The organism is Trichormus sp. NMC-1, assembly GCF_001858025.1.
Taxonomy (GTDB): domain Bacteria; phylum Cyanobacteriota; class Cyanobacteriia; order Cyanobacteriales; family Nostocaceae; genus Anabaena.
In genome coordinates, this window is record NZ_LZQD01000014.1 from 12,466 (window position 1) to 38,354 (window position 25,889).

Annotated in this window: 19 protein-coding genes, 1 pseudogene and 1 CRISPR repeat array; of the genes and pseudogenes, 4 read left to right on the forward strand and 16 right to left on the reverse strand. The window is 37.9% G+C overall.

The features are described from left to right. Positions 1-17: 17 nt before the first annotated feature. From cas3 to A9Y75_RS25025, 13 genes are all read right to left on the reverse strand, one after another. Positions 18-2,099, reverse strand: coding sequence for a CRISPR-associated helicase Cas3' (cas3, locus tag A9Y75_RS24960; RefSeq protein ID WP_083389752.1), 2,082 nt, complete (start codon positions 2,097-2,099; stop codon positions 18-20). Continuing rightward, a complete protein-coding gene (locus tag A9Y75_RS27015; RefSeq protein WP_236721527.1) occupies positions 2,080-2,739 on the reverse strand; it encodes a DEAD/DEAH box helicase in 660 nt (219 codons plus the stop codon). The genes cas3 and A9Y75_RS27015 overlap by 20 nt, the downstream gene beginning before the upstream one ends. 67 nt (positions 2,740-2,806) lie before the next feature. After that, positions 2,807-3,409 carry a Uma2 family endonuclease gene (locus A9Y75_RS24970; protein ID WP_071192457.1) on the reverse strand — a complete coding sequence of 201 codons (603 nt, stop codon included), beginning with the start codon at positions 3,407-3,409 and terminating at the stop codon, positions 2,807-2,809. 73 nt (positions 3,410-3,482) lie between these two features. Beyond that, the gene (locus A9Y75_RS24975; protein ID WP_071192459.1) at positions 3,483-4,109 is read right to left on the reverse strand and encodes a hypothetical protein; all 627 of its coding nucleotides are present in this window, start codon (positions 4,107-4,109) and stop codon (positions 3,483-3,485) included. A gap of 298 nt (positions 4,110-4,407) precedes the next feature. Further along, positions 4,408-5,679: a TIGR02221 family CRISPR-associated protein gene (gene csx2, locus A9Y75_RS24985; protein WP_071192463.1), complete on the reverse strand. Its 1,272-nt coding sequence runs from the start codon at positions 5,677-5,679 to the stop codon at positions 4,408-4,410. Between the two features lie 36 nt (positions 5,680-5,715). Continuing rightward, complete coding sequence (cas6, locus tag A9Y75_RS24990) at positions 5,716-6,489, reverse strand: CRISPR system precrRNA processing endoribonuclease RAMP protein Cas6 (protein ID WP_071192497.1); 774 nt, start codon at positions 6,487-6,489, stop codon at positions 5,716-5,718. Beyond that, positions 6,483-7,844, reverse strand: a complete 1,362-nt coding sequence (csm5, locus tag A9Y75_RS24995; RefSeq protein WP_071192465.1) for a type III-A CRISPR-associated RAMP protein Csm5 — start codon at positions 7,842-7,844, stop codon at positions 6,483-6,485. The genes cas6 (A9Y75_RS24990) and csm5 overlap by 7 nt, the downstream gene beginning before the upstream one ends. Next, positions 7,828-8,916: a type III-A CRISPR-associated RAMP protein Csm4 gene (gene csm4, locus A9Y75_RS25000; protein ID WP_071192467.1), complete on the reverse strand. Its 1,089-nt coding sequence runs from the start codon at positions 8,914-8,916 to the stop codon at positions 7,828-7,830. The genes csm5 and csm4 overlap by 17 nt, the downstream gene beginning before the upstream one ends. After that, the gene (gene csm3, locus A9Y75_RS25005; RefSeq protein WP_071192469.1) at positions 8,913-9,911 is read right to left on the reverse strand and encodes a type III-A CRISPR-associated RAMP protein Csm3; all 999 of its coding nucleotides are present in this window, start codon (positions 9,909-9,911) and stop codon (positions 8,913-8,915) included. Before csm3 ends, csm4 begins: the two co-directional genes overlap by 4 nt. A 10-nt stretch (positions 9,912-9,921) precedes the next feature. Further along, the gene (gene csm2, locus A9Y75_RS25010; RefSeq protein WP_201788444.1) at positions 9,922-10,413 is read right to left on the reverse strand and encodes a type III-A CRISPR-associated protein Csm2; all 492 of its coding nucleotides are present in this window, start codon (positions 10,411-10,413) and stop codon (positions 9,922-9,924) included. 22 nt (positions 10,414-10,435) lie between these two features. After that, on the reverse strand, positions 10,436-12,733 hold the full coding sequence (cas10, locus tag A9Y75_RS25015) for a type III-A CRISPR-associated protein Cas10/Csm1 (protein ID WP_071192471.1): 2,298 nt from the start codon (positions 12,731-12,733) through the stop codon (positions 10,436-10,438). A gap of 2 nt (positions 12,734-12,735) precedes the next feature. Beyond that, complete coding sequence (locus A9Y75_RS25020; protein ID WP_071192473.1) at positions 12,736-13,662, reverse strand: CRISPR-associated protein Csx3; 927 nt, start codon at positions 13,660-13,662, stop codon at positions 12,736-12,738. A gap of 62 nt (positions 13,663-13,724) precedes the next feature. Continuing rightward, a complete protein-coding gene (locus A9Y75_RS25025; protein ID WP_071192474.1) occupies positions 13,725-14,030 on the reverse strand; it encodes a CRISPR-associated protein Csx3 in 306 nt (101 codons plus the stop codon). Positions 14,031-14,129: 99 nt separating this feature from the next. On the opposite strand from A9Y75_RS25025, the gene A9Y75_RS25030 reads away from it, so the two are divergent. The 3 genes from A9Y75_RS25030 to A9Y75_RS25040 all read left to right on the forward strand — a co-directional run bounded on the left by A9Y75_RS25030 (position 14,130) and on the right by A9Y75_RS25040 (position 22,142). Further along, positions 14,130-15,458, forward strand: coding sequence for a TIGR03985 family CRISPR-associated protein (locus A9Y75_RS25030; protein WP_071192476.1), 1,329 nt, complete (start codon positions 14,130-14,132; stop codon positions 15,456-15,458). Between the two features lie 276 nt (positions 15,459-15,734). Then, positions 15,735-19,592: direct repeats of the CRISPR family, unit length 37 nt; unit sequence GTTTCCACATAACTAATCCCCGCAAGGGGACTGAAAC. A gap of 42 nt (positions 19,593-19,634) precedes the next feature. Next, positions 19,635-20,774 carry a CRISPR-associated endoribonuclease Cas6 gene (gene cas6, locus A9Y75_RS25035; RefSeq protein ID WP_071192478.1) on the forward strand — a complete coding sequence of 380 codons (1,140 nt, stop codon included), beginning with the start codon at positions 19,635-19,637 and terminating at the stop codon, positions 20,772-20,774. Between the two features lie 243 nt (positions 20,775-21,017). After that, the gene (locus tag A9Y75_RS25040) at positions 21,018-22,142 is read left to right on the forward strand and encodes an RNA-guided endonuclease TnpB family protein (protein WP_071192480.1); all 1,125 of its coding nucleotides are present in this window, start codon (positions 21,018-21,020) and stop codon (positions 22,140-22,142) included. Between the two features lie 40 nt (positions 22,143-22,182). Here the strand turns inward: A9Y75_RS25040 and A9Y75_RS27020 are convergent. The 3 genes and pseudogenes from A9Y75_RS27020 to A9Y75_RS25060 form a co-directional block, all read right to left on the reverse strand. After that, positions 22,183-23,587, reverse strand: a pseudogene (locus tag A9Y75_RS27020) (cysteine peptidase family C39 domain-containing protein); the annotation flags it as partial. A 296-nt stretch (positions 23,588-23,883) separates the two neighbouring features. Next, on the reverse strand, positions 23,884-24,276 hold the full coding sequence (locus A9Y75_RS25055; RefSeq protein WP_071192487.1) for a type II toxin-antitoxin system death-on-curing family toxin: 393 nt from the start codon (positions 24,274-24,276) through the stop codon (positions 23,884-23,886). Continuing rightward, positions 24,273-24,500: an AbrB/MazE/SpoVT family DNA-binding domain-containing protein gene (locus A9Y75_RS25060; RefSeq protein ID WP_071192489.1), complete on the reverse strand. Its 228-nt coding sequence runs from the start codon at positions 24,498-24,500 to the stop codon at positions 24,273-24,275. Before A9Y75_RS25060 ends, A9Y75_RS25055 begins: the two co-directional genes overlap by 4 nt. A gap of 135 nt (positions 24,501-24,635) precedes the next feature. Here A9Y75_RS25060 and A9Y75_RS28020 point away from each other — a divergent pair, with 135 nt between their 5' ends. Next, positions 24,636-25,745, forward strand: a complete 1,110-nt coding sequence (locus A9Y75_RS28020) for an IS630 family transposase (protein WP_143046505.1) — start codon at positions 24,636-24,638, stop codon at positions 25,743-25,745. The last annotated feature ends 144 nt before the right edge of the window (positions 25,746-25,889 follow it).

Sequence of the window (25,889 nt, forward strand, 5' to 3'; positions counted from 1 at the left end):
AACGGTGTGAGAATCTGCTAAAGTTGCACTGAACGCTGGTCACACAGTCGTAAAGCCCTAACTACCAACAAGTAGAGATGAAAATACTCAAACTCGTCAGCAGTATTTAACTGATTCAAGTTAAATTCTTTAATTGGGTAATTGTTTCTACTTAAATTTGCTGCTGTTAATGGTAAACTCTGACTTAGGAAGCGTGTCATGCCTTGCCAACTTTGCGCGATCGCTTTTTGTGCTTCCGGGTGTAATTGGATATTGTTTATCTTGGCTACATCTGCTCCTTTCCAGCCTCCAGCCCAAGCAGAATGATGACGACCAGCAGCCATAATTACTGTATAACAGATATACTGAATCTGCTCGTTATCGGCAGTAAAATAATCACGCAGTAGTGGTACTAGAGATTGTTTGAGAATATCTTGCGCTAGGTATGCACTTTCAACAGCGTGGTTAGGACGTTTGTGTTTCTTTTCGTGGTCTTTAAGATGCTGCTTTTGTGTTTTACCATTTATAACAGTTTTATCTTCTGGGTCATAATCAGTATGGGCTAATAAATGGGATCTAGGATTCTTAGGATTGCTGCGAGGAGTTTCTTTTTGAAAGTGTTTAAAAGTAAAATCTTGCCATTTTTGCATCACTTCCTGCCATTTAATTTGTAGTTTACCCAGGTCATGAGTAAAGATAGCAAAAAACACTAATAATTCAAATAAAGCTGCTGCTTCTGACTCTTGGATATGTGGAAAAATCTTGTTTTTGATTAATTTTGTACCTGCTGGTAATAGTTCATTCCTGACACTATTGTAAATCGTTGGTTCAGCTTCACCGTTTTTTAAACGTAAGGTTTTAAATGGTTTATGCCAACAAGTCCACATACAACCCAAATGTCCAACATAAGTATCCATATTATAACGATATTCACTGACAATTGTACGTTGTGGTTTCGGTGGTGAAATAAACCCATTACCAAATTCATTAATGCCAATCAATAATCCAATATTTTCATCATAATAAATAAACCGGGGATTAACTAAAATCCTGATGCTGTTAATCAATGAATCACGGGATTTAATTTCTGTACAAATAGGTTGACTATAGGTTTCTGCTTTGTCTTTGGGTGCTTCAATTCGTTTGAAAATCCAATCTGTGCCAAATTCTAAATTTTTGAACTCTCGCCAAACTTTACACAGTGTAGAGACAGGAACTGAAAAAGCCATTAATTTGCGGGGATCAATGGGTTCTTGTGCAAAATCAATAAATAATCCGGTTTCTTCCCAAACAAATAAATTCCGACTATCAACTGAACGAATTAACTCACTTGCAAAAGATTGATCACCCCTAAAAAATGCTGCTTCAAAATTATTTTCAAACAGCATTTGATTATTTTGTCGGCGTTGTTGTTGCAGTAAATCTTCTGCTGTATGTACCTGATTTATCCAATTTTCTTCTGTGCGAAATCCCACATTTTCATTAACTTGATTTGATTCAGTATGTGCCTGTAATACTTGCCATGTTAATTCACAGGTTTCTCTAGGATATGGCAGAAAACTTTGTTTTTTATCGGTAGTTTCTTGGAGTTCTGCTTCTAAATCTGCTTCTGCAAGTGTAGTATAAGCTTGGTTAACTTCTACTGTCTGATAAACCAAAACTTGACCATGTTCATCTTGGAATCTTGCACAACGTCCCGCTCTTTGTAATAATGAGTTCATGGGGCAAAGTTGACTGTGCATAACTTGGCAGGTAATATTAATTCCGGCTTCAATTACTTGGGTGGAAATCAATATATAGCAAGTACCGTCATCTTGCCAATTTTCGGCAAAGGTTTCTTTTAAAAATGTTTCTTTTTGGGCGCGATGTTCTGGTAAAAATCTGGAGTGCAACAGGGTAAGATTTATGGTTTCATCATGATTCAATTCTCGTAAATCCCGATATAATCCCTGTGCTTGAGAAACGGTATTACAAATAATTATAACTCGTTTTCGTTGATTGGTGTGTATATCTGCGATAATTTCTAAGGCATTAAGAGGATGAGATTTTGCTTGAAAAGTACGGCAGCGTTTACCTTCAATAGCCTGTAAATCGGCATCTTCAATTTGAATTATTTCCATTGTCTATTAAACTTTGAATTTGGGTAGCCAGTTCATTAGTTAATGTGGCAGTCATCAACAGAAATGGGGAAATTCCTTTGACTTGTTGTAAAACTTTGAGAACGGTGGTAAAGGAACGGTCGGGGTCAAGTAAATGCAGTTCATCAAATACTAAATAAGATGCGAATATTGCCCCGGAGTTGACGTTAGCTGAACCCCGACCAACTGAGTAGGGAATATTCAAAAAACTGCTTAACATTTGGTCAATGGTGCAGAAGACTATATCACCTTCAAAACGGGGGTCTTCTGGGTTTTCTCCTGTTTGCAGGGTAACGACTGGACAAGGGACATTTTGAGCTTGTGACCAGCGTTGAACGAGGATTTCTGTTCTTTGTCGCAGACTGTTGGCCAGGGTTCGCAGGGGGACAACGTAAATTAGTTTATTGGGGAAGTCGAGGTTGAGGGTTTTAGCAAAAAGGAAGGGTGAAATAGCGGTTTCGGTTTTCCCTGACCCTGTGGGGGCGCGGAGAAGGATGTCTTGACGGTGGAGGAGTTTGGTAATAGCTTCTCGTTGAAAGTTGCGTGGGGGAAAGGTGGTTAGGGTTTGGAAGTGTGCATCTATCATCAGTTCGGTAGGTTCAGTAGTTTCGTTCTTAAACATACCGCATGGTTGGAAGAGGGGTTTTCCGAGATGTGATATTGATTTTGTTAAAATTTTTTGATTGTATTTATGCTGCAAAAACTTGATCAACTGTAATATTCAATTCCGGAAAAGTTGGAGATATAATTTTATCTGTACCTCGATAAGCATTTGGTTGATAAATACCTTGCTCATTGAGAAGATATACAAAAATGGTTGGTTCTTTAGGATTACCTAAATAATTACGACTACCAATAGCTAAATAATCAACTATCCAATATTCAGAAATTCCTAAACGTTGATATTCCTCTAACTTATCTATATAATCATCTTCCCAATTTGTGGAAACTATTTCTACCGCTAATTGTAATGGTTCAATAAAAGCAGTGTAAGCCGATAAGTTAGCATCCCACAAATTTTTATCTACTACGCTAACATCAGGAACACGACCTTGTTCTTTACCACTTGCTGTTACAGTTCTAATGGAAATTCTTCCCGATACTCTGTAATTGAGATTCAAACGTTTAACCTCTAATTTAAAAGCATCAGCAATAAATTCTGCTAAATTATCATGTTTTCTGGTTGCTTGTATCCGCATGATTTCTCCATTTACAAGTTCATAGCGACCTTCTTCGGGAAAGTCGTAGTTGAGGAATTGATCAAAGGTAAGTCGGGTTTTAGTTAGAGTCATGGTTGTGAAATGGGAGGGTTTATATTTTACGGATATTTGTTAGGATAATCATGGCTGAAAAATTAAACTTAAACTAAGCAGCAGCTAAAACTAAATTATTTAGTTGTAATTCAGATTGTTGAAATACAAAATTAACAGCAGCAAATAATTTATCTAGTTCGTAAATGGTAAAAGGAGTCATATTTCTGGTAAATTTGTCATTTTCTAATTTACCAAATTGCCATGTTGCACCATTAGAAACGATACCAAAAATAATGATTTTATATTCTTCGTTTAATCTTTGAGCAGCGATCATTTCAGCTAAACATTGCGCCCATCCTGCTTCAAAATTGTCTTGTTTGGCCTCTACTAAGATAAAGTATGGTTTATCAAAAACAACTTTACCTAATGGGGAGCGTTTAGCTAAAATATATTCAGGGAATCCTGATAATTTTTCATCATAATTTAAGGATTGATGACTCCATAAAATAAAGTTTTTACGATAGGTTTTCCAGATTTCTTTGAGGAGGGGATAAATGAGATTTTCACAGATAGCAAATTCTGAGTTATCAACTACAGCATCCCGCATCATCAGTTCTAAATCTTCACGAAAATAGTCGGAAATATTAAAAGCAAGTTCGCTGATGAAATTGTTTTCTGTGTAGGTAATTTGAAATGTTTTGAGGACTTCACCGATGGTTTTAAAATTACTGAATGCCATTTCTTACTTACCTCTTCAAAATTTAGTACATTTTCTATATATCTAGTTTAACAACTCCCGACCAAGGAGAACGACCACTAGCAAGGAGATTTTGTTTTAAGTGTGGGTAAGGTGTGTGCTGTTTCGGTTTTCCCTGACCCTGTGGGGGCGCGGAGTAAGGATGTTTTGACGGTGGAGGAGTTTAGTAATAGCTTCTCGTTGAAAGTTGCGTGGGGGGAATGTAGTCAGGGTTTGGAAGTGTTCATCTATCATAAAGAGCGATCACTTTTTAAGCAAACTAAAATAGTTGACTATTGTATCAGGATTTATTGAGTGTACCTGTGCTAAATATTTGTTTAGCAGTTTGCTGGTAGTTTTTAGCATTATTTATTGCATTGGATAAACTACCCCTATCATTACCACTTGAGATATCCAGCAAAGCATGAGCAATACTTTTACGTATTGGATTGACTTGTAAATAAAGTTGGGCTAAATCACTGGTTATATTTTCTCTCTTATGCAATAAATCTTTCATTTCTTCACGACATCCTTTAGATTTTATATTTTTACGATTGATTTCACAAAGATAAGTAATTATAGCCTCAGCTAGTGTGATGTAACCCGTAGAATATCGATGATTATCAAAGTACCATCCAGATAGTTCTAATTGGTATTCTGACTCTTTGGCTGAAGAACGCGAAAATTTATTTACAAAATTTTCTAAAATATTTTTGAGGTATTTAAAAGGAGTTTTTACAATTTGTGTTTGCAGCGATTTTCTTAATATGGAACTATTTTGCTTAATATCATTAACAGAGTTAATATTAAGTGATTGTGATAGCTGTTCTATCTGATTAGCTAATTGATTTTCATTTTGATATTTAAGTAATTCAGCAATTAAGTAACCATCACCATAGCTTTGTAAACTGTATGCACCTTTAATCCAGGAAGTCATATCAAATAGCGGCTTTAAGTCAACTACTGGAGTATAGTTTAATTCTCTACTGACATCTAGCATTCCATAATAAACTCCAGCAATTTTTATCTGTTTCTCGCTTGCTAAATCTCTGATAAAGGTAATAGTCAAAAATAAAAACAGTGACAGCGAACGAAAAGAGTGAGTTATATCAATATATATTTCATCTCCTGGTTGAAGCAGTTCAACAATTTGAAAAATTCTATCAAAATTTTCCCACAATTCATCTTGATCAAGCCCGTATTTTATTAAAATACATTTAGAACGCTCTCCCAAAACTTTTTCTATAGGTGATAAATCTATAGAATCTAAATCACTATCATGTGTGAGATTATCAATTTTACAGGCTAAATCTAGCCAATATTCATCATCCTTTTGTACACCATTAGTTTCACAGAAAAAACGATATACTTCTTCCCACATTGATCTCACTGTACCTATAAAGATGATGCCATCTAACTGAAAATGCTCGTAAAGTACAGAAGCTATAAATCTACTTTGAGGATATGGAGTATCACCAATTTTGTAACAAGCGTCTTGATACTCTCTGTCAGAAATATGTTGATTTTTAAATCTACCACCAACTCCGACGGAAGAAATTAATATTTTAGCCATATTGATTAAACTCCTTTTATCTCAAAACAAGTGTTTTTATTTACTGTTAGATTCTTTAACTATCGTCTGACCCATCCCCAACCGTGTCTTCATCCCCGTACCAGCAAACCGCGCATATTCAACTAATAAATTAGCTACATTTGCCAATAAAGGATCAGCACGGTTTAAAACTTGTAACGTTACATCTCCAACAAATCCATTTACAAACCCTTTATGTAATTGGTAACTTCGCGTTTGAATTTTGTGATTTTTAATTACAACAGCATTACCAAGATAAGCAATTAATTCATCACCTCCTAAATAAACAGGTGCAAAATTATTCCAACGTTCTAACCAACTGCGGAACATTAATGTCGGTAAAGGCAGTGGTAAATTTGAGCCAGCTTGAGAAAAAGCAGTAGGAGTGATAAACTGCAAATCAAACTGTCTTAATGGTTCGGGTTCATTTCCTACTAAGTTTGTATAGAGTTCTTCGTAACTGGTTATTTCATCTTCACGATTGATGATATTGAACTTCGCACCGAGAAATTCTAGAGAATCAGAAAAATTTAGATGCGATATTGCTTTTGCTGATATTTCATTTAATCCACACAAAGATAGTTTGTAAAATTCCTCTGGATGGAATGTAATAAAATCTCTAGATGTGGAATAAAAGCCGATGATTCCTGAGTAGGAAAGAGAGGGTATAGTCTCGCTTCCCATTTCTAAACCTAGTTGTTGATGCAGTTGCTTTACCAATTCCAAGTTATAGGAACGAGGTAAAACTGTTGATGTAGATACGGTTAATGTAAAGGTTGATTGAATTAGCATATATCTGATAATATTTCGAGCTTTACCCATCCAGGAGCAAATTCTATTTCTCCATTCTTATTCATTACAGTACGTCTGGATTTGGGAGCTTTAAATGATGAAGCACGATTTTGAGGACTACCACATTCATCAAGAATACCTCTTCTAGTTGTCTCATTTAAATGTAACCCAATTGTAGTTCCTAACATTCCACTTCCCCATCCTAATCGTAAGTTAAAAGGACATTCAGAATCTTTATAAAATTCATTAATTATTTCAAAATTTAGGTTAATTTTTCTATCATTAATATTAATTAATTCATTTTGTATTTGCTGCCAATAATTTCGTTCATGACTCCATTGTTCTTGAGCAAATTCTTTACATATATTTAAGATATCTTCAATGGTTTGAAATGGAATTTTTATTCCATCATTTCGGCTAAACCAAGATAACATTCCAGTCATAGCTTCATATTCATCTATGTAGCCATCTATATTAACTCTAAATTCGGTTTTCACATTATGAATCATTTCAGCATAAATAGAACCACGATATTTTGCTATATTTTTTTGTGGTATAGAAGTTTTATCTATGTAGTAACTAGAAATGATCACTTCATCTAATAAGGATAAGTTAATATTGCCAGTTTTTAACATAGGTTGAGTATCTGCAATTTTTACACTTCTCATGAAGTCTTTATTCGCTTCACTTTCGTGGTCAAATTGTCTATCTTGATAGGTCAACAAGAAGTTAGAAAATAAATCTTTCATAAACAGTTCATTACCTAAGTTTTTCTTGCTTCTACCGATTTTTCCATTTATTGTTAACCTGTCTTGAAGTTGTTGCTCAATCTCACTAAGTCGTGCTGGTTTATTTTTAAGCATATAGTATGTAATTGCAGTCCTGATTGCTCCTTTAATTGATGAACCAGGAATATATAATTGTCCAAAAGCATTACGAATTATTGGACGTACATGATTAACTCTATGTCGAAAGGATTTGCTTATGATTCCATAATCAGGAAAGATACTTTGATTTTCAAACCATTTATCACCTAAAGCTAACTCGATGACTTCTGCTATTTTTTCATCATCTTTTTCTTCAATTGCTTTAATATAGGCGGTTAAAGCTTTTCCTGAATTTAAATCCTTGATTCTCTCCCAAGGTTTTGGTTTCTGCAAGTAACCACGCTTATGCAACGCCTTTGTTAAGGCTTCCTGATTAGGAATATAAATTTTTTCAGGAGTTTGTAAATATTCAAATGGGTTTAATGTTTGTACTTCTGAACCAATATGTAAAATTGGACTGGTTAGCTGTATCCGTTTTGATTGATAGAAATCAGGTTTTTTAAGTACAAATTCAGGTGCAACAGTCATGATTTTCTTTTTCCTGTACTTTAATTGGTAAACTTAAACTAATACCACTGCGATAAATACGATGTCTGTGGAAATTTTGGGGTGTAACATCTACCAGTTTTCCTCGTAGTGATGCAAGAAATACAGAACTTTCACTAAACATCCGCACCATTTGACGACGAATTTGGCTTTCTACTATCCATCCTCCTCTTTCTTGTATTTCATAACTGGAATTTTTCAGAAAGTCTGATGATATGGCAGAATCCCAAAGTAAACTGATTAAAGTGTGAAATTTACCATCTTGAAATTTAACAACTTTGTCCCAAATTTTCGGTAATTTTAACCAATTAACTTCAAATCTTCCCGCACCACTAGAACGTTCTCCTCCTATTCCTTCTTCTCCTAAAAGATGTAAAGCTGCTTGCAGTTTATCGGCTAATTTTTCACCTTCTGGAGAAAGTTCTAAGAGAAAGTATAAACCTGCGGGATTTTCATCAGATGCAAATTGTACAAAGCCTGTATGATAGAGGTTAGTCGCTCTGGTGTTTCTATCAATTCCTATTTTGGGAACTTGTTGAGTTTTACAGGCTTTTTTATAATCGAATGTTCCTGATGCTGCTAGTTCTCCTTGCGATTTATCTTCAGAATAATTTTCTAACTCCTGTTGATCTTTGTCTGTAAATCCTTGTCCTTGATACCATCTTTGCCAAATTTCTAAAGGTAAATAATTGAGTTTTTTGTATGTTTTGAAGAATGCTAAATCATCATTTGGGTAGTTGATAGGAAATTTTAGAGGACGAGGAAGATAGTAAATTGTTTTTTCAGGATTTCTATCTTTGCTATTCTCTCGATAAATGAAGGTAGAACTGATGCGAAATGGTGGAATTAATTCGGGGTTGTCTTTAGTGGGAAATAGCTTTAATAATTGCTCTACTGCTTCTTTCCCAAATATTCGTGCATAGCTGCTAACCCATGCACTAAATAGGGTATCAGAACGGACGCGATCGCTCGTTTCTTCCATTCCTATTCCTATTTCTCCAAAATGCGCTGGATTTTTACCAAAGTTGAGTTTTACTAATTTCCAGACACTCATGATTCATTTCCTGGTAAATTTTTCTGCATTTCATCGCTTAAATTACCAAATTTTTTAAGTAGATTTAATGTGTCTTCAACTGCAATTATTGATTGTTTAAATTCGACACCATCCTCTACCACTTGTCGATATTGTTTCAAATTTCGCCAAAAACATTGATAGTTTTTGAATCTAACTTTACCGTAGCCACGAGAACCATGACCGCCCAAAGCATCATCTTCTAACAGCGAGAGAGCGATCGCAATATTCCGCAAATCTTTCGCTGCTTCAATAAATGCTTCTTGTTCTGTTTGACTATCTTCTGCTTCAACCGTATAAACTAGCTGAAAGTCAAATTCCGCTCCTGCTGGTACTCGCTCAATTTGACGGGGATTCGCTGCTGCTGTCACGCGATCTAAACCATTTTCCCATTTCCATTCGGTCATGTATAAACCTGTGTCAATTCGCTCTAGTTTTTTAGCTGACTCTTTATACAAGTGACAATCTCGCACAATTATTTTTGCTGGAGAGTTACGACCCCTGAGAATCTTGCTATATTCCACCCCAGAAAAGATTTGAGTAACAGATTGGTCATTTTGCTTAACTATGTCTAAATTTTCCGCTACTGCGTCCGCTGTTTTTACCCAGAAATTAGAACTCCCAGTTGAACCAAATAATCTACTGATAGGACAAGTTCGCGCTCCTTCATAGGGAATTGTCTGTCTATCAATTTCTGTATATCCGTCTAATAAATCATCACTTTCATAACGAAAAGTATCTCTACTTCCAGCACGATTTAAAGGCTTATTGTGAACTCTTTCTAAAAGAGAGCGAAGTTTTCCTTTTATAGAAGAACCAGGTAAGTAAGGATATTGTGTAATTGGGTCACGCGCCACAGGTTTATCTAATCCCCCGATATCCATTTTTCCTTCACCACCTCCAATATGTAACCCAGTCTCTACAATAAGAATTCCTTCGATACGGAACTTACCAAGTAATTTTTTCTGTTGCAACATTGATTTTTCCTTATTTTGACTTATTTGTTTCAGCAGCTTTGTGATAAGCAATGATAGATTCAATTAAATTTTCTAACCGATAAAAATCTGGGGTGTCCTTGATTCTATCTATTGCTTCTGAAAGCACATCATTCAATGGCTTAACTGGATTTGTTTTTTCATTATCTTTGCGAGCAGTAGCATAGGCTAATTTAGGTTTAAGCAGCACTATCTCTGTTTCAATAGTCGAAAATTGTTCATCTTTGTCTTGAGCAAGTTTTACTTTAAGACGATTAACTGCATCTAAAAATTTGCGAATTTGGTTTGTTTTCAATCCTATTTCTTGTAAATATTCTCCTAACTCTTTGGCTTGATTAACCAAACAGCGAATATCATAGTTTCGCAATTCTTCATCTTTTAAATTTTTGATAGTCTGAATCATCTTCTTGTCAGCAGTTAGTTCCGTTTGTACTTCAAATCGTTTTGGGGATGTTTCAACTGCTTTAGATTGTGGAGATTTCATCTCTGGTTTAGAGTTTAATCTTTTAGGTGGTTGTATCATTGTTTTGGGTACGATTTAATAATTCAATCCAAGTAGCAATAGCACGAAAATAAGGCGCATTGTAAGGACTTTTTAAAGAAGTCCGAAAATCATCATTCTTTAATACTTCTCTCGATAATCTCGATAAAGTATAAGCTATCTTGGGTAGATGCAAATAATAGCGATTTCCTAAAGCCTCCTGTGTTTTTTTATCATTAAATTTTTCTAAAGCTTGTTCTTGAATTTGTGCAGTTATTAGTAAATTTCGCACAAAATTATGGGAATAATTCACCCCTATATTTTGCTGTTCTAATATCTCTACAAATGGCAGGATACCTAAAAACTTGGGCTTGTTTTCTGAAGATAGATATTTCTTAATATCACTATCAAGATGATCATCATTTATATCTTCTATTCCCAACCATTCATCCCATTTGAAAACTTGACCAAATAATCCTAAACTATCTCTACCATTTGCTTTAGCTGCATCTTCAGCATGACCAGAAGATTTAGCTGCTTGATAAAGAGGGAATTTGGGTGTATCAATACTGATTCCACCTGATAGAGTAATATCTGGATTATATCCCGTATATGCTCGAAAACATTGATAAACATCAAAGCCAAAATTTACCGCTTCATTCCATGCACCACTAATAAATAAATCATCACCCCCTGCATATATAAACAGTATATTATATGGCTCATCTTTTGGCAATAATTGTTTAAAATTTTCAGGAGGAATATTTACATTTCTTTTTTCTGCCAAACTATTGAGATAGACTTTAAAGAAATAGCTCATTTGCCTGGAAAGTCCAGCTAATCTAGTTAATGTTTGATTTTCACCTAAACCTTTGGCAAATATTTGTCCTAATTTATCTACATCCATTCTTAAAGATGCAACTCTTTCAATTCCTTGGGCTTTTTTTGCCATTTCTTCAGCACGCATAAAGCCAAAGTCTTTTTGATATTCTAATTTTTCTTCACTACGCTTTCCATAATTTCCTAATAGTAATGGTACAATGTATGATAACTTATAGTTTTTTATCTCCCAATTATTAATGAGAAGTATAATCTCATTATCTTGAGATAAATTTACAGCATCTTCCAGTTTTGAAAAGAAATAGTAGTAATTATTGGCCAGATAAATCCTATCAACAGAGCCTTTAATCCTAAATTTTTGAATCTTCGATCTTTTAGAGCGTAATACAGCTTTTACATCCAATAAATTATCTCCTAATTCAAACATTGTTCGACACATCCAGCAAGCAGAAGAAGAATCTTGATTAAGGCGAATTAAGGGTTTTAAACTCTGTAAATCGTCACGATGGCAAATTGTACAAGGTGTATGACTTCTAGTAACTTTTAAAAAATCATTAATCTCATGGGAAAATTTACATGATTTCTGTTTAGCCAATTTTTTAGTTACTTTTGTCCAGTAACAAGCAAAACTTTGATTATTTAAAGATTGATTTGGTACAGTTAACGAGTCTATCGCTAAAAATAATTGTCCTTTAAATGTACGTCTAAGCCAATTATTAAAATCTTGTCTAATTTTATTAATAACTTTGTTTACTTGCTCAGTATTATCAGAAGCTATTAAATAAAAGTTACCACCACCTGCATAAATTACATTAGTCCGAGGAAGTTCTAATTTATCTAACAATTGTTGTACTACTTCTTCCGTAACTAATTCTAAATAAAAACTTCTAGCTCTTAATGATTTTAATGCACCATCAGAAGAAATCGTATAAATGAATTTTTGAATCCCTGATAAGTCACCAGCAATTAAAGTAACATTTTCAGATTCAGAATTATTCACTAAAACTGATGCAACTGCGGCGGTACTTTTAACTAAATCTATTAAGGCTATATTTTCTGATCCGAAACTAATAAATGATCCAAATTTTTCTAAAAATAAAGTTAACAAAGATAGATTTTCACAATCTTCCTGCTCTAAACTATCTAAAGCTATTTTTAACTCTTGTCTAAAATTATTTAGACCTGGTATTTCTGTAACTGGATAGGGAATTTTAGGATCACTATTATCAATAGCTTGAGGTTGCCAATAATGCTCTTTTAATTGTCCTTTTTCAAGATTCACATAATCAAATAGTAATCTTAAAGCCTGTGGTTCTCCATCTGAAGGCCAAGATAGAATTTTCTGAGCTTCTTCGACAGCACTATCAATAATATTTGGAGATGATTGAAATAACTTACTTACAACATCAGATTTAGCCCATTTTGCTAAAACTGCGATCGCTTGTTGAACAACTTGTAATGCAACCTTTTCAGAACTTGTCATCATTAAAACTCCCTACCACTACTCAACCCCACCAAAACCCCAGCCAAAGCCCGAATCATCGGACGCACAGATACATCCTCCCCACGTTTCAAGCAATGCACACTTCCCCTCAGAATCGGCATTTCCTGGGAAATCACATCTTCCACACCCTCATAATCACTATAAATAATGGCCACCACCGACAAACCCAGAGATTTACATAACTCTTCCCAAGGTGCAATCTCAGTTTCATCTTTGACCAAAATCACCGCATGAGTCGCTTCCCCCATAATCAACCGGTTAGCATTGGAAATTTTACCCCCAACATCAAACACAAATATCGGTGTATTAATCCCCCTGACTTCCTGTGCCTTCAGTTGTCCAAATTCCGGGGTAAAACCCGCCTTGTACTCCGTTTTTAACCTATTTGCTAAATCTGCGTCCCGTCGTGCGGTTTCCCCATACCAAGAACCATCCCCATCTGGACAACCAGAGATAAAATAGGATTCCGGTGCATTGGGAATCTGTAACAACGCTTGTTTTAGACCTTCCCGGAAACAGGTCTTTCCTGTGTTCGCAAACCCACAAATCACCAATTTGATACTTGACTGCTGCTTTGTTCGCACCACATCCAAAATATCCCCGACTTGATAATCAGGATGTTTACTAATGGTGACTACGTACCTATCCAGTCCCTTATCACCAATCTTGGGGTCAAACAGAGCGATCGCATCATACAATTTAGATAAATTATCAGCTAATACCTGACTCACCAGTACCGATGTCCGACCGTTGATTTTAATCAGCGAACCCCCCGGTAATTCACCAGAAACAATCATTTGATTCAATCTGGTGGCTGCATCACGGACAATTTCATCACCTGTGGTCAAGGTAGCGCCAAATCCGACCTTTAAAACATCACCGTCTAAACTGATATGGTAAATACTCATTAAATGGCACTGGATTAGAAAATAATTAAGACAAGACTCAAGTAATTCCCTCAACTAAAACTTCAATCAATCAAGTCTCCCAGTTTATATGCAGGATTGTGTGTGATGCAAATCACATATTTACCTAGTTTCGGATCAAAAAAACCAATTGCTCCGTAAATATGTGCTAACTTATGTGCCAACACAAAAGCTACAGGTATAGAAACGGGTCCATTAATCCTTAGCAGTTGTCCTCCAGTAAGTTCTTGTGACTGTGCCATTTGCTCTAATTTTGCAGCAGCATCTTTCACAATCTGGTCATTTTGAGCAGGTTCAGCAAAACTCACCCGTAAAATATCGTCTTTTAACTCAATGTTGTAAGTAGTCATTGCCTTTACTTAGTGAGCAACTATCACATCATACATGGCATTGGAAGCAGCCTATTCCAGATTGGTTTATGCTGGACTGATACCCAAAGTCCTAGATAAGTGTCTGAGCAAATTTTTTCTGATATTCCCCAAGTAGAACTGTTGCAATGGTTAGCACGCGGTTCTCTCAAACAAAACCTACTGCGTGCAGTTCGTTTGTGGGTGTGGTTGCGTTCTTTATACGGTGAAGGTCAAGACCATGTATTCTTAGAGGATGGCTTTACCTTGGCAGACTGGAAAAACGCTTTTTTCAGTTCCACACACCCCAAAGGAGAAGCAATTCCTCAATTCCATGACCCTAACTGTCATTGTGCCAAAACTACCGCTGACTGGTTGTTTGATGCCAAAACTGGATTGGATAAGGAAACTTGGAAGCGATCGCTATTATCCCACATTAATATCTCTAATTTAGATGAAATTCTACACAAGCAATTATTTGGCGTAACTCGTCGTTCCTTACAAGCAGATTTACAAATTTTAGGAGAATTAGGTTGGCTAGAAAATCGAGAACAAAAATATCATCGAGTTAAATCTTTACCTTCTCGTCCTATAACCACCAAACATAATTATAATGAACTATATTTTCTCAACCAAGTAGATTTAGAAGAAATTGCCCAAAATCTTTCTCAAAAAATCGGTGGTGTCCAGCGATTCTTTTTTAAACTAGACTATGTTGTAACTGCTATAGACCAGGTTGAAAATTGGCAGGATGAACTCCGCAAACTCTGGTCACAAACCCCAGTACCACCAATCAGTTTAATTTATAACAGTGCTAGACTAAGAGAATCTAGAGAATGTTTAGTTTATCCAGTCTGTATTTACTATGTGCAACGTGCAGTTTATTTGTGCGCTTTTGGCGAAAGTCCTGATAAAAAAACAGATTGGTATAACTTTCGTTTAGATAGAATTGAAAATATTACACCAATTGAATGGACAAATACTAGCATTCCCAAGACTTTACAACAGCGTTATCACCAGAGGAATTTACCAAACCCAGAAGAAATAGAATTGCAAATGGACAAAGCATTAGGATTTGACTTTTATTTGGAATCTCGACTGATGCTGTTACGATTTGAGCGAGATTATCATGACCGCTACATTCAGGATACCTCTCGGCATAACACTTTTAAATTGATTGACTACCAAAAAGCGAAAAGCTTGATTCAAAATTCTGTAGTTAATTTAGAACAAAAGGCAGAATTATTAAAAGTTTTTGCGAATCGTTCACCAAAGGATGCTTATTATAGTCTTCAATATCGACATGGAGATAATAATGTAATTATGCGTTTACGAGCATGGCGACCGAAAGTAGAAATTTTGCTACCTTATGATTTAAGGCAAAGAATAGCTGCCGATATTACCAAAGAAATAGGGCTTTATCATATATAATTAGTCAATAATGAATGCTTCACTATTTGTAAACAAATAAATCTTGACAAGTAACTTGTTAAATTTTACCCTTATATAAGGATAAATTTGGCAAACCTAGAGCGGGGTCAAAAACCCTGGAGATTCGCCAAATCCCCAGAACCTAGATAATTGAATACTTTCAGCGTTTCATTAGTTTCAGTTGGCAGTTAACCCAAAGCCTGAAATGAGGTTTTTTGAGAGGTCTGCCAAAATCACTCCTGGATTCCGCCCGCAGATTATGTTTCAGATGGCGGGGTTTCCACATAACTAATCCCCGCAAGGGGACTGAAACAAAAGCCTGTACCACGTACCATCGAATCTTCAGCTTCCGGAAGGCGAAGCCAAAGGAGTTGATGTTTCCACATAACTAATCCCCGCAAGGGGACTGAAACAAAAGCCTGTACCACGTACCATCGAATCTTCCCGCTGGGTTTCCACATAACTAATCCCCGCAAGGGGACTGAAACAGCTTCTTTAACTGCTAAAGGCATAAAATCATTATCGTTTCCACATAACTAATCCCCGCAAGGGGACTGAAACATCCTTGTTTCTGGCAGCTTCCTCATATTGTAATCGTGAGTTTCCACATAACTAATCCCCGCAAGGGGACTGAAACTTGATTGGGTTAATGTTGATCTGAATAACAAGTCTTTGGTTTCCACATAACTAATCCCCGCAAGGGGACTGAAACAATTGTTGGCAAACCAAGCGATCGCAAGAATGGATGTTTCCACATAACTAATCCCCGCAAGGGGACTGAAACCACCTTCTCTAACGGGCAATCTGTCCCAGCGTTGGCTTTGAGTTTCCACATAACTAATCCCCGCAAGGGGACTGAAACATTATCTATGAGCGATCGCAATTTTGACTGATACTCCTTAGTTTCCACATAACTAATCCCCGCAAGGGGACTGAAACCTACCTGTAATAGATGTTCATTTTTTCTACCTTCCTGGTTTCCACATAACTAATCCCCGCAAGGGGACTGAAACTATCTACTGGTTCCTACTGGAGAGTAATCTCCGATGGTTTCCACATAACTAATCCCCGCAAGGGGACTGAAACATATATCCGATGAAGCTAGTGGCGTGTTCGGGACGACAAAAGTTTCCACATAACTAATCCCCGCAAGGGGACTGAAACTCCAATTTTACTCCCATCAACTCAGCAAACGTCTTTGTTTCCACATAACTAATCCCCGCAAGGGGACTGAAACCCTCTCTCATACCTTGTGTATCAAGGGAGGAAAACAAGGTTTCCACATAACTAATCCCCGCAAGGGGACTGAAACAGAAAATGGAAATCGGAATTTTTATCTCAGACTGGAGTTTCCACATAACTAATCCCCGCAAGGGGACTGAAACAGGCACTTTGATACTATATAGATTCTAGCGTGTAGCTAGGGGGTTTCCACATAACTAATCCCCGCAAGGGGACTGAAACAATACTTCTATCCGGGGAAAACTGAAAGGTCATTGTTTCCACATAACTAATCCCCGCAAGGGGACTGAAACGAAAGAAGAGGAAAGGATACAACCCAGACACAGAACGGGTTTCCACATAACTAATCCCCGCAAGGGGACTGAAACGATCCGATCTTGACAACTGGCTGATTGAGTAGCTTTGTTTCCACATAACTAATCCCCGCAAGGGGACTGAAACCACTCGATACCCGCTTTCAGGCTTACAGATTTACGGAGTTTCCACATAACTAATCCCCGCAAGGGGACTGAAACGGGTAAAATGTCGGATCATTCTACTTGCGATCGCGGTTTCCACATAACTAATCCCCGCAAGGGGACTGAAACTAGATATCAAGTCAGGGTTGAAAGCTTAGGAATAAGTTTCCACATAACTAATCCCCGCAAGGGGACTGAAACATCATTAAAACCAAAAGCAGCCCCACTACCAATATCAGTTTCCACATAACTAATCCCCGCAAGGGGACTGAAACCAGTTTCATCCAGCAAAATAACCGCGTCTTGAATTTCCAAGTTTCCACATAACTAATCCCCGCAAGGGGACTGAAACCTAAAAATGAGTTACTTGCCTTGGATCGTTTACACTGACTTAGGTTTCCACATAACTAATCCCCGCAAGGGGACTGAAACCTCGATCCGAATCTAACGGACAAACGTATTTAGAACGTTTCCACATAACTAATCCCCGCAAGGGGACTGAAACAATCTGGAAAAGCTGCTGCAATTAGCTCTTTATTGAGTGTTTCCACATAACTAATCCCCGCAAGGGGACTGAAACAATCTGGAAAAGCTGCTGCAATTAGCTCTTTATTGAGTGTTTCCACATAACTAATCCCCGCAAGGGGACTGAAACCAAACTTACCCTCCAAGCCTCCAATAGCCGCACTTAAGTTTCCACATAACTAATCCCCGCAAGGGGACTGAAACAGGGGTTAAACGAGTTATATTCTGACTTCGTGACTAATGTTTCCACATAACTAATCCCCGCAAGGGGACTGAAACATGATGAGGAGAAGGAATTGCCCCCCGCACTCCAACGTTTCCACATAACTAATCCCCGCAAGGGGACTGAAACCGAAACTAGCGATACCGAGCAATGCGATAAGTTGCATGTTTCCACATAACTAATCCCCGCAAGGGGACTGAAACATAAGAATAAGCCTCACCACAAGCATAAACGCCGTTTCTGGTTTCCACATAACTAATCCCCGCAAGGGGACTGAAACACAACCTTGGGGCAATGGTAACTCGTAGAGCCTACGGTTTCCACATAACTAATCCCCGCAAGGGGACTGAAACAATTCTGGACTCAAATTATGTCCATTAATGATGTTTCCACATAACTAATCCCCGCAAGGGGACTGAAACATCGCTTCTTAGCAGCATCTTCCTTCCGAACCTTCATAGTTTCCACATAACTAATCCCCGCAAGGGGACTGAAACGTTAGCTATCATGTGACCAAATTCATCCCATGTGACAGTGTTTCCACATAACTAATCCCCGCAAGGGGACTGAAACCATTAACACTCAATTCACATCAACCTTGTGACGGTCTAGAGTTTCCACATAACTAATCCCCGCAAGGGGACTGAAACAAGATTTGCCTCTAATTCTGGTGAATTTTCAGAGGGCTTGTTTCCACATAACTAATCCCCGCAAGGGGACTGAAACCAGAGACGTAATCAACGTAATCACATTTTAAGGGTGCAGTAGTTTCCACATAACTAATCCCCGCAAGGGGACTGAAACAACCCATGATCGTTGTCCTATTTTTGTACGGTAAACCGTTTCCACATAACTAATCCCCGCAAGGGGACTGAAACTCAAGCATCTGTTGAGGAGTCAAAGCGATCGCAAAGGTTTCCACATAACTAATCCCCGCAAGGGGACTGAAACTTCATGCCCGCAACTTGGGCAAATAGTTAGCGACTTAGTTTCCACATAACTAATCCCCGCAAGGGGACTGAAACGAGAGTCTTGAATTATTCATTGAGAGTCGGTCTGGACTCGTTTCCACATAACTAATCCCCGCAAGGGGACTGAAACACCCAGCTTTAGAATCTTTACCAATCTTGTCAAACTTCGTTTCCACATAACTAATCCCCGCAAGGGGACTGAAACTTTTTGCTGTCTGACTATCTGGCAAGCGTTCCTCTGGCGTTTCCACATAACTAATCCCCGCAAGGGGACTGAAACAAGCCACCATCATCAAGAGTGAAATGGTCAGTAAAGTTTCCACATAACTAATCCCCGCAAGGGGACTGAAACATACCTGAGCAATACTGGATGCGTTACCTTGAGAAGTTTCCACATAACTAATCCCCGCAAGGGGACTGAAACATTATGGAGTTCATTGGAAGAAGAATTACAATGGAGTTTCCACATAACTAATCCCCGCAAGGGGACTGAAACTTTGGAGCGGGTGCTACTCAAACCGCTACTTCTTGGGTTTCCACATAACTAATCCCCGCAAGGGGACTGAAACGCAGCGATAGACAGTCCCCTCACAAAACTGTCAACTAGTTTCCACATAACTAATCCCCGCAAGGGGACTGAAACTTGCTTTCGTCCAATCGCGAGTAGGTTTTTGAGTGGTTTCCACATAACTAATCCCCGCAAGGGGACTGAAACCGAGTAAAATACTGAGCATAAGATCATGTAGCATCAAAAAAAATGCCAAGAGCAGCTACATCCAACAAACGCAAAACCCCATCAAAAAACACCCCTTTGGTATGGGCTGATGATACTGAATTAGTTGGTTTAGTCTTTGACCTAGAAGTAACCAATTCCACATCGCTATACTCGCAATATACTATTGGACTTCATGCTTGGTTTCTAGACCAGGTGCGGCAAATTAACCCAGACCTTTCAGCATATCTGCATGATGGCGAATCAGAAAAACCCTTTAACATTTCTGCCCTCGAAGGTCAACTACTTCCCAGCGGAAAACAACTACAACTACAAGCAAATCACATTTACCGCTGGCAGATTAACGCCATTTCTCAACCAGTAGTTCAGTTCTTGAGTCAGTGGTTAAACCAACCTCCAACTACTTTGAAATTAAGGGATGCTTCCTTACAAGTAAAACAGATAAGTATTGTCCATCCACCAACTACTTATAAACAAATACTACAATTATCCACAGAAACCCGCAGAAACATTAATCTGAGTTTTATTTCTCCTACCAGTTTTCGCCGCAAAGGGCATCATCTCCCCCTTCCCGTTCCCTTCAATCTTTTCCATAGTTACCTCAGACGCTGGAATGATTTTTCAGGAATATCCATAGAACAAGACGCTTTTCTAAACTGGATAGATGAAAACGTCATCATTCACAAACACCGCTTAGAATCAGTCAAAGTCGCAGCAGGTAAACGTGGTTCAGTGACTGGTTTTACAGGGGCAATTTCCTTGGGTTTGAGTAAAAGTGCTTTAGCTAATATTGAGTTTACCCAATTATTTTATGCCTTAGTCCAACTTGCTCCCTACTGTGGAACAGGCCACAAAACTACCTTTGGACTCGGACAAACCTGCTTAGACTGGGTAGAACCAGAATCAAATACATCTTCTGGAATGATCACAAACTTGCTCCCAGAACGCATCGAGGAATTAACAACAATATTCACAGCACAACGCAAACGCACAGGAGGCGATCGCACCGAAAAAATCGCTACAACCTGGGCAACAATTTTAGCACGGCGAGAAATGGGGGAATCATTACAAGTAATAGCTGAGGATTTAGAAATACCTTACACCACAGTGAAAACCTACGTCAAACTCGCTCGTCGGGCGCTTAAAGATACACATAGCACTTAGTCATGGAATTGACATTACTATTTCAAGGTGCAAGATATGAGTTGAGAGGATGTTTGAAAAGTTGCAAATTATACTCTAAACCCCTCTCCAAACCTCTCCCCCACAGGGAGAGAGGCTTTGATTCTTACTCCCCTTCCCTGGTAGGGAAGGGGTTGGGGGTTAGGTTCTGAGACTTTTGATGTTACCCAAAAAAATGGGTCGAAAGCCTTGCCCTTCTAGGGCGACTTTGATATAATTATACTCATGAAAACACTGAAGTTTAAGTTATATGAACACAAAAGGAATAAACACCTCAAACGGATGATTAACGCCGCAGGAGTGATTTATAACCATTGTATTGCTCTACATAAACGGTACTACAGAATATGGGGCAAACACTTAAACTGTACAAAACTTCAGTCGCACATTGCCAAACTAAGAAAACGCAATTCTTTCTGGCAATCAGTGGGTTCTCAAGCAGTACAAGATATTTGTCAACGAATTGAGAAGGCATACCAATTATTTTTCAAGCACAACAAAAAAAGAGTAAGACCACCAGGGTTTAAGAAAGTTAAGAAATATAAATCTTTCACTCTTAAACAAGCTGGCTATAAATTATTAGGTGGTAATAGAGTAAAAATTGGGAATCGAGTATATCAATTTTGGAAATCTAGAGAAATAGAAGGAAAGATTAAAACAATAACCATAAAGCGTACTGCATTAGGTGAAATGTTTATGGTTATTGTAGTTGATAATGAGTTAGAACCAGAAATCAAATCAACGGCTGGTAATATAGCGGGATTTGACTTTGGTTTGAAAACTTTCCTAACCTGTTCTGATGGAACTAAAATTGATGCACCAGAATTTCTCAAACAATCTCTAAATGCTATTAAGAAGGCTAGTAGACATCATTCCAAAAAGGTAAAAGGCTCAAATAACAGAGAAGGAGCGAGAAAGAATTTAGTTCGTAAACACGAAGATGTTTGTAACACAAGACGTGATTGGTTTTGGAAACTAGCACATACATTGACTGACAAGTTTGATGTTTTATGTTTTGAAACTTTAAACCTCAAAGGAATGCAACGTCTTTGGGGTAGAAAAATATCAGACTTATCTTTTGGAGAATTTCTACAAATATTAGAATGGGTAGCCAAAAAGAAAAACAAACAACTTGTTTTTGTAGATAAGTGGTATCCATCTAGTAAAACCTGTTCTTGTTGTGGTCATGTTTTAGAAAGTCTAGATTTATCCACTAGACAGTGGTGTTGTCCATCATGCAATTCTGTAAATGGACGTGATGAAAACGCTGCTAAGAATATTCAAATGGTTGGGGCATCAACCATTGGGTTAGGCGATGTGAGACTGGCTATGCCAGCAATTGCTGTTTGATCCCAGAATCCTCACCCTTCTAGGGTGGGGAGTATGTCAAGGCATCTTCACAAGCTTTAACCAGTTGCTCATCTGTAACTGTATCATCCCATAAAGTCAAATTATCCCGTACTGTACCCCCAAACAGAAAAATATCTTGTTCCACCAGTGAGAAGGAACTCGCTAACACCTCTCTGGGAATCTCGTTTCTGGGAGTCCCATCAAAGAGAATTTCCCCCTCCCAAGGTTGATAAAGTCCACAAATGAGTTTAGCTAGGGTAGATTTTCCTGAACCACTCGCACCCACTAGCGCAACTTTTTGTCCTGGTTGCAAAGATAAACTGAAATTTTCAATCAATGGCGGATCAACATGAGAATAACCAAAGGTGACATTCCGTAACTCCACATAACCTTGTAGTTTGGAAGGTGAGATTTTAGACTGAATATTTTCTATAACTTGCGAGTTTTCCACCTCTGGATCAAGAGAATTGCCTAAAACATCATCTAAACGATTCAAATCTCCTTCTAATTCCTGGAGGGTACTCCCAAAATCTATTAAGGTATTCACAGGCTGCTGAAAACTCAGCATTAAACTTTGAAATGCCACCAACATCCCAATGCTGAGGTTGCCATCCATGACTCGCCAACCCCCAACCACTAAGATCAACATAGAGGTTAAAGAGTTGAGAAGGATTGGCAAAACTCCTAATATTTGGTTAGTAACTGCTAAATCTTGCTGGGCGCTGATAGCTTTGGCATAATAACCAGACCATCGAGAAAAGAAATCTGACTCCAAAGCCGATGCTTTCAAAGTTTCCATACTCTGAAGTGCCGCAATACTAACTCCATCGGCTTTCCCCCAATCTTGCACCAATGGTAATAGTCATCCCTAAAATCAGAGGACGCAACCATTCAGTAAGATTTTCCACCAACACCTGATCCACAAACACTTGACTAAATACCGGAATTGCTAAACCGGGCAATACCAGTAGAAATCCAGCTAAAACACAGTAAAGAATGGCAGCAAATGAACCCTGTAAGCGGTCTATCAATCCTGAAATGACATTGGATTTACGACCTCCTTCAGAAAAATCTGCTCCTGGTTCTATCACTAACACAACCCCAGTAAACCCCTCGTCAAATTCTTCCCAAGAAATTTTACGGGGTCCAGTGGCGGGATCATTAAGAAACACCCAATGTTTATTCCATCCTTCCACCACCAGGAAGTGATTAAAATTCCAAAAGACGATATAGGGAGGAGATATTTGTTGCAGTTGTTCTATGTCTTCTACTTTAAAGCCATCGGCTTCCATTCCGTAGCGTCTAGCAGCCAGAATCAAATTAGAAGCTTTGCTTCCATCACGGGAAACTCCACACTCAATGCGGAGTTCGGCTAGAGGGACAATGCGGTTGTAGTAGGCAAGGATAATGGCCAAGGAAGCTGCACCGCATTCGACTGCTTCCATTTGTAGGATAGTGGGGGTTTTAACACGCACTTTTGGGCGGTATAACAGGTAAGTTCAATTTATCGTTAGTCAAGACCGTCCGTCAACGTCACCGACGAAAGGCTGCTCGCTCTCTTGACATTTGGGCTGATACCTTAACTTGACACCAATGGGATTTAAACCCCTGTTATGTGTTGATTAGGGTATAAAGTTATGACTATTGCAGTAGTGATTGGTAAAATTCTTGTATCTATCCTGAATTTCTCACAAATGTCAAAGTGCCACCTTTTGTACTTTTAAAATTCCACTTCTTTTATTCAAACCAATTGTTCAGCATATTTTCCTAACCAAACCTGCAAAGTATTTTCGTCAATCTCCCCAGCAGCTAGACTTTCCATCACTAATACTATCTCTGGTTCTGGTGCATTGAAACTATAAGCATTCAATCCCAAAAAAACATATATCGCCATAAAAGCTGTACGCTTATTGCCATCAACAAACGGATGATTTTGACACAAAGCAAAACCATAAGCCGCCGCCAATTCCAAAAGCGAAACTTCCGGCTGATAAGAAAATTTATGCCGAGGACGGGCTAAACTCGCTTCTAATAATGCCTGATCTCTCACCCCAGATAAACCGCTATACTGAGAAATCAAATCCTCATGGATAGCAAGCACCATCTGTTCTGTCAGCCAAGTCGGTTCATTCACTGGGCGAGTTCCTTCAGAGCATGACGAAACTTCTGGCTACCTTGCCGATAAATGGCCATCGCTTTCTCAAACTCTGGGTCATAAGGACTAAGCTGGAGTCCATGTTCAGTTTCTGTGACAAATAGGGTATCACCTTCTTTAAGGTTGAGCTTTTCTAACAACTCCTTAGAAAATGTCACCCCTACTGAATTACCTATTTTGCGTAATTTTAAGGTTTGGATCATTAAACTTTTTCCTATGTAGTTACGAGGGTAACTACTATTTTAGCCTTAAATTCCCAACTCCTCAAAGTTTTTAGGGATAGGATTGCTATATTACCAAATCTTTATTCAGAATTAAGTAGCTACCATTACAAGTAATTGCAGATACCCTATTTCCCAAAGCTAAAACAACATGACTCAGTAGAAATTGCTGCTGTGGAAGGAATGGGAGGAGTTGGTAAAACTGAATTAGCAATCCGATATTCACGATTACATTTACAGTCTCATGATTACCCTGGTGGTATCTGCTGGCTACAAGCAAGAGAACAAGATATACGTTTACAAATACTCCAATTTGCTCGTATAGATTTGGGTTTAACACCACCAGATGATTTCGATTTATCAGAAAAAATTCGTTGGTGCTGGCGAAATTGGCGTGAGGGAAAAACCCTGATAGTTCTCGATGATGTCAAAAACTACAGCAATATAAAACCCTACCTCCCACAAAAACCATCTCAATTTAAAGTCCTGATCACCACCAGATTAAAACTAGATTTAGCTAGTTCTTTATCTTTATCAGTATTACAAGAAACAGACGCAATCTTATTACTAGGTCAATTAATTGGTGAACAAAAGTACCACGTCCTCAAAGCCATAAGCAGGATGAAAAGTTGGTATCTGAGTTTAAAAAAACTCGGAATTATTCTCAATTGCCTAGAGGAACATCTAGCATCAGGAAAAAACGTTCATTACCTGTGTCAGGATGAAACTAGGGTAGGATTAAAAACTCTCACAGGAAAAGTAATTACGGCTTCTGGAGTCAAGCCAACTGTATCCGTGAAATGGCAGAGGGAAAATTTTTGGATTTATGGTGCAATTGAACCATTAACAGGAAAACATTTCCAACAAGAATATCCCAAACTCAACGGTAACTATTTTCAACAATTTTTAGACTGGCTATCTGGGCAATTAGGTTCAGACTATGCAATTTTACAAATTGACCAAGCTCCTGCTCATGTAAGTTGTGCAATCAATTGGCCTGAAAATATTATTCCCCTATTGCAACCACCTCATTCTCCTGAACTTAATCCAATTGAAAGGCTTTGGCAGTTTCTCAAAAAATCACTTCATAATGAGCTTTTTCCTTCTTTGCAAGATTTACGCGAGCGCATACAACAATTGTTCGAGCAATTAACATTTGAGCAGATAATGTCTATCTCCTCTTATAACTTTATTTTAGAAGCTCTTTTCTATGCAGCTTCATATTAAATTGGTATAAGTAAACTGATATTTGAAAGCTTATTTACAGAATAAACCCTAAAAAGCTAGATCAAAAATATAAAATTGATCCAGCAAAATAAATAACCCGCTAGATAATCCTGAAGTCAGAGAAGAGAAAAAACAAAACCCCCC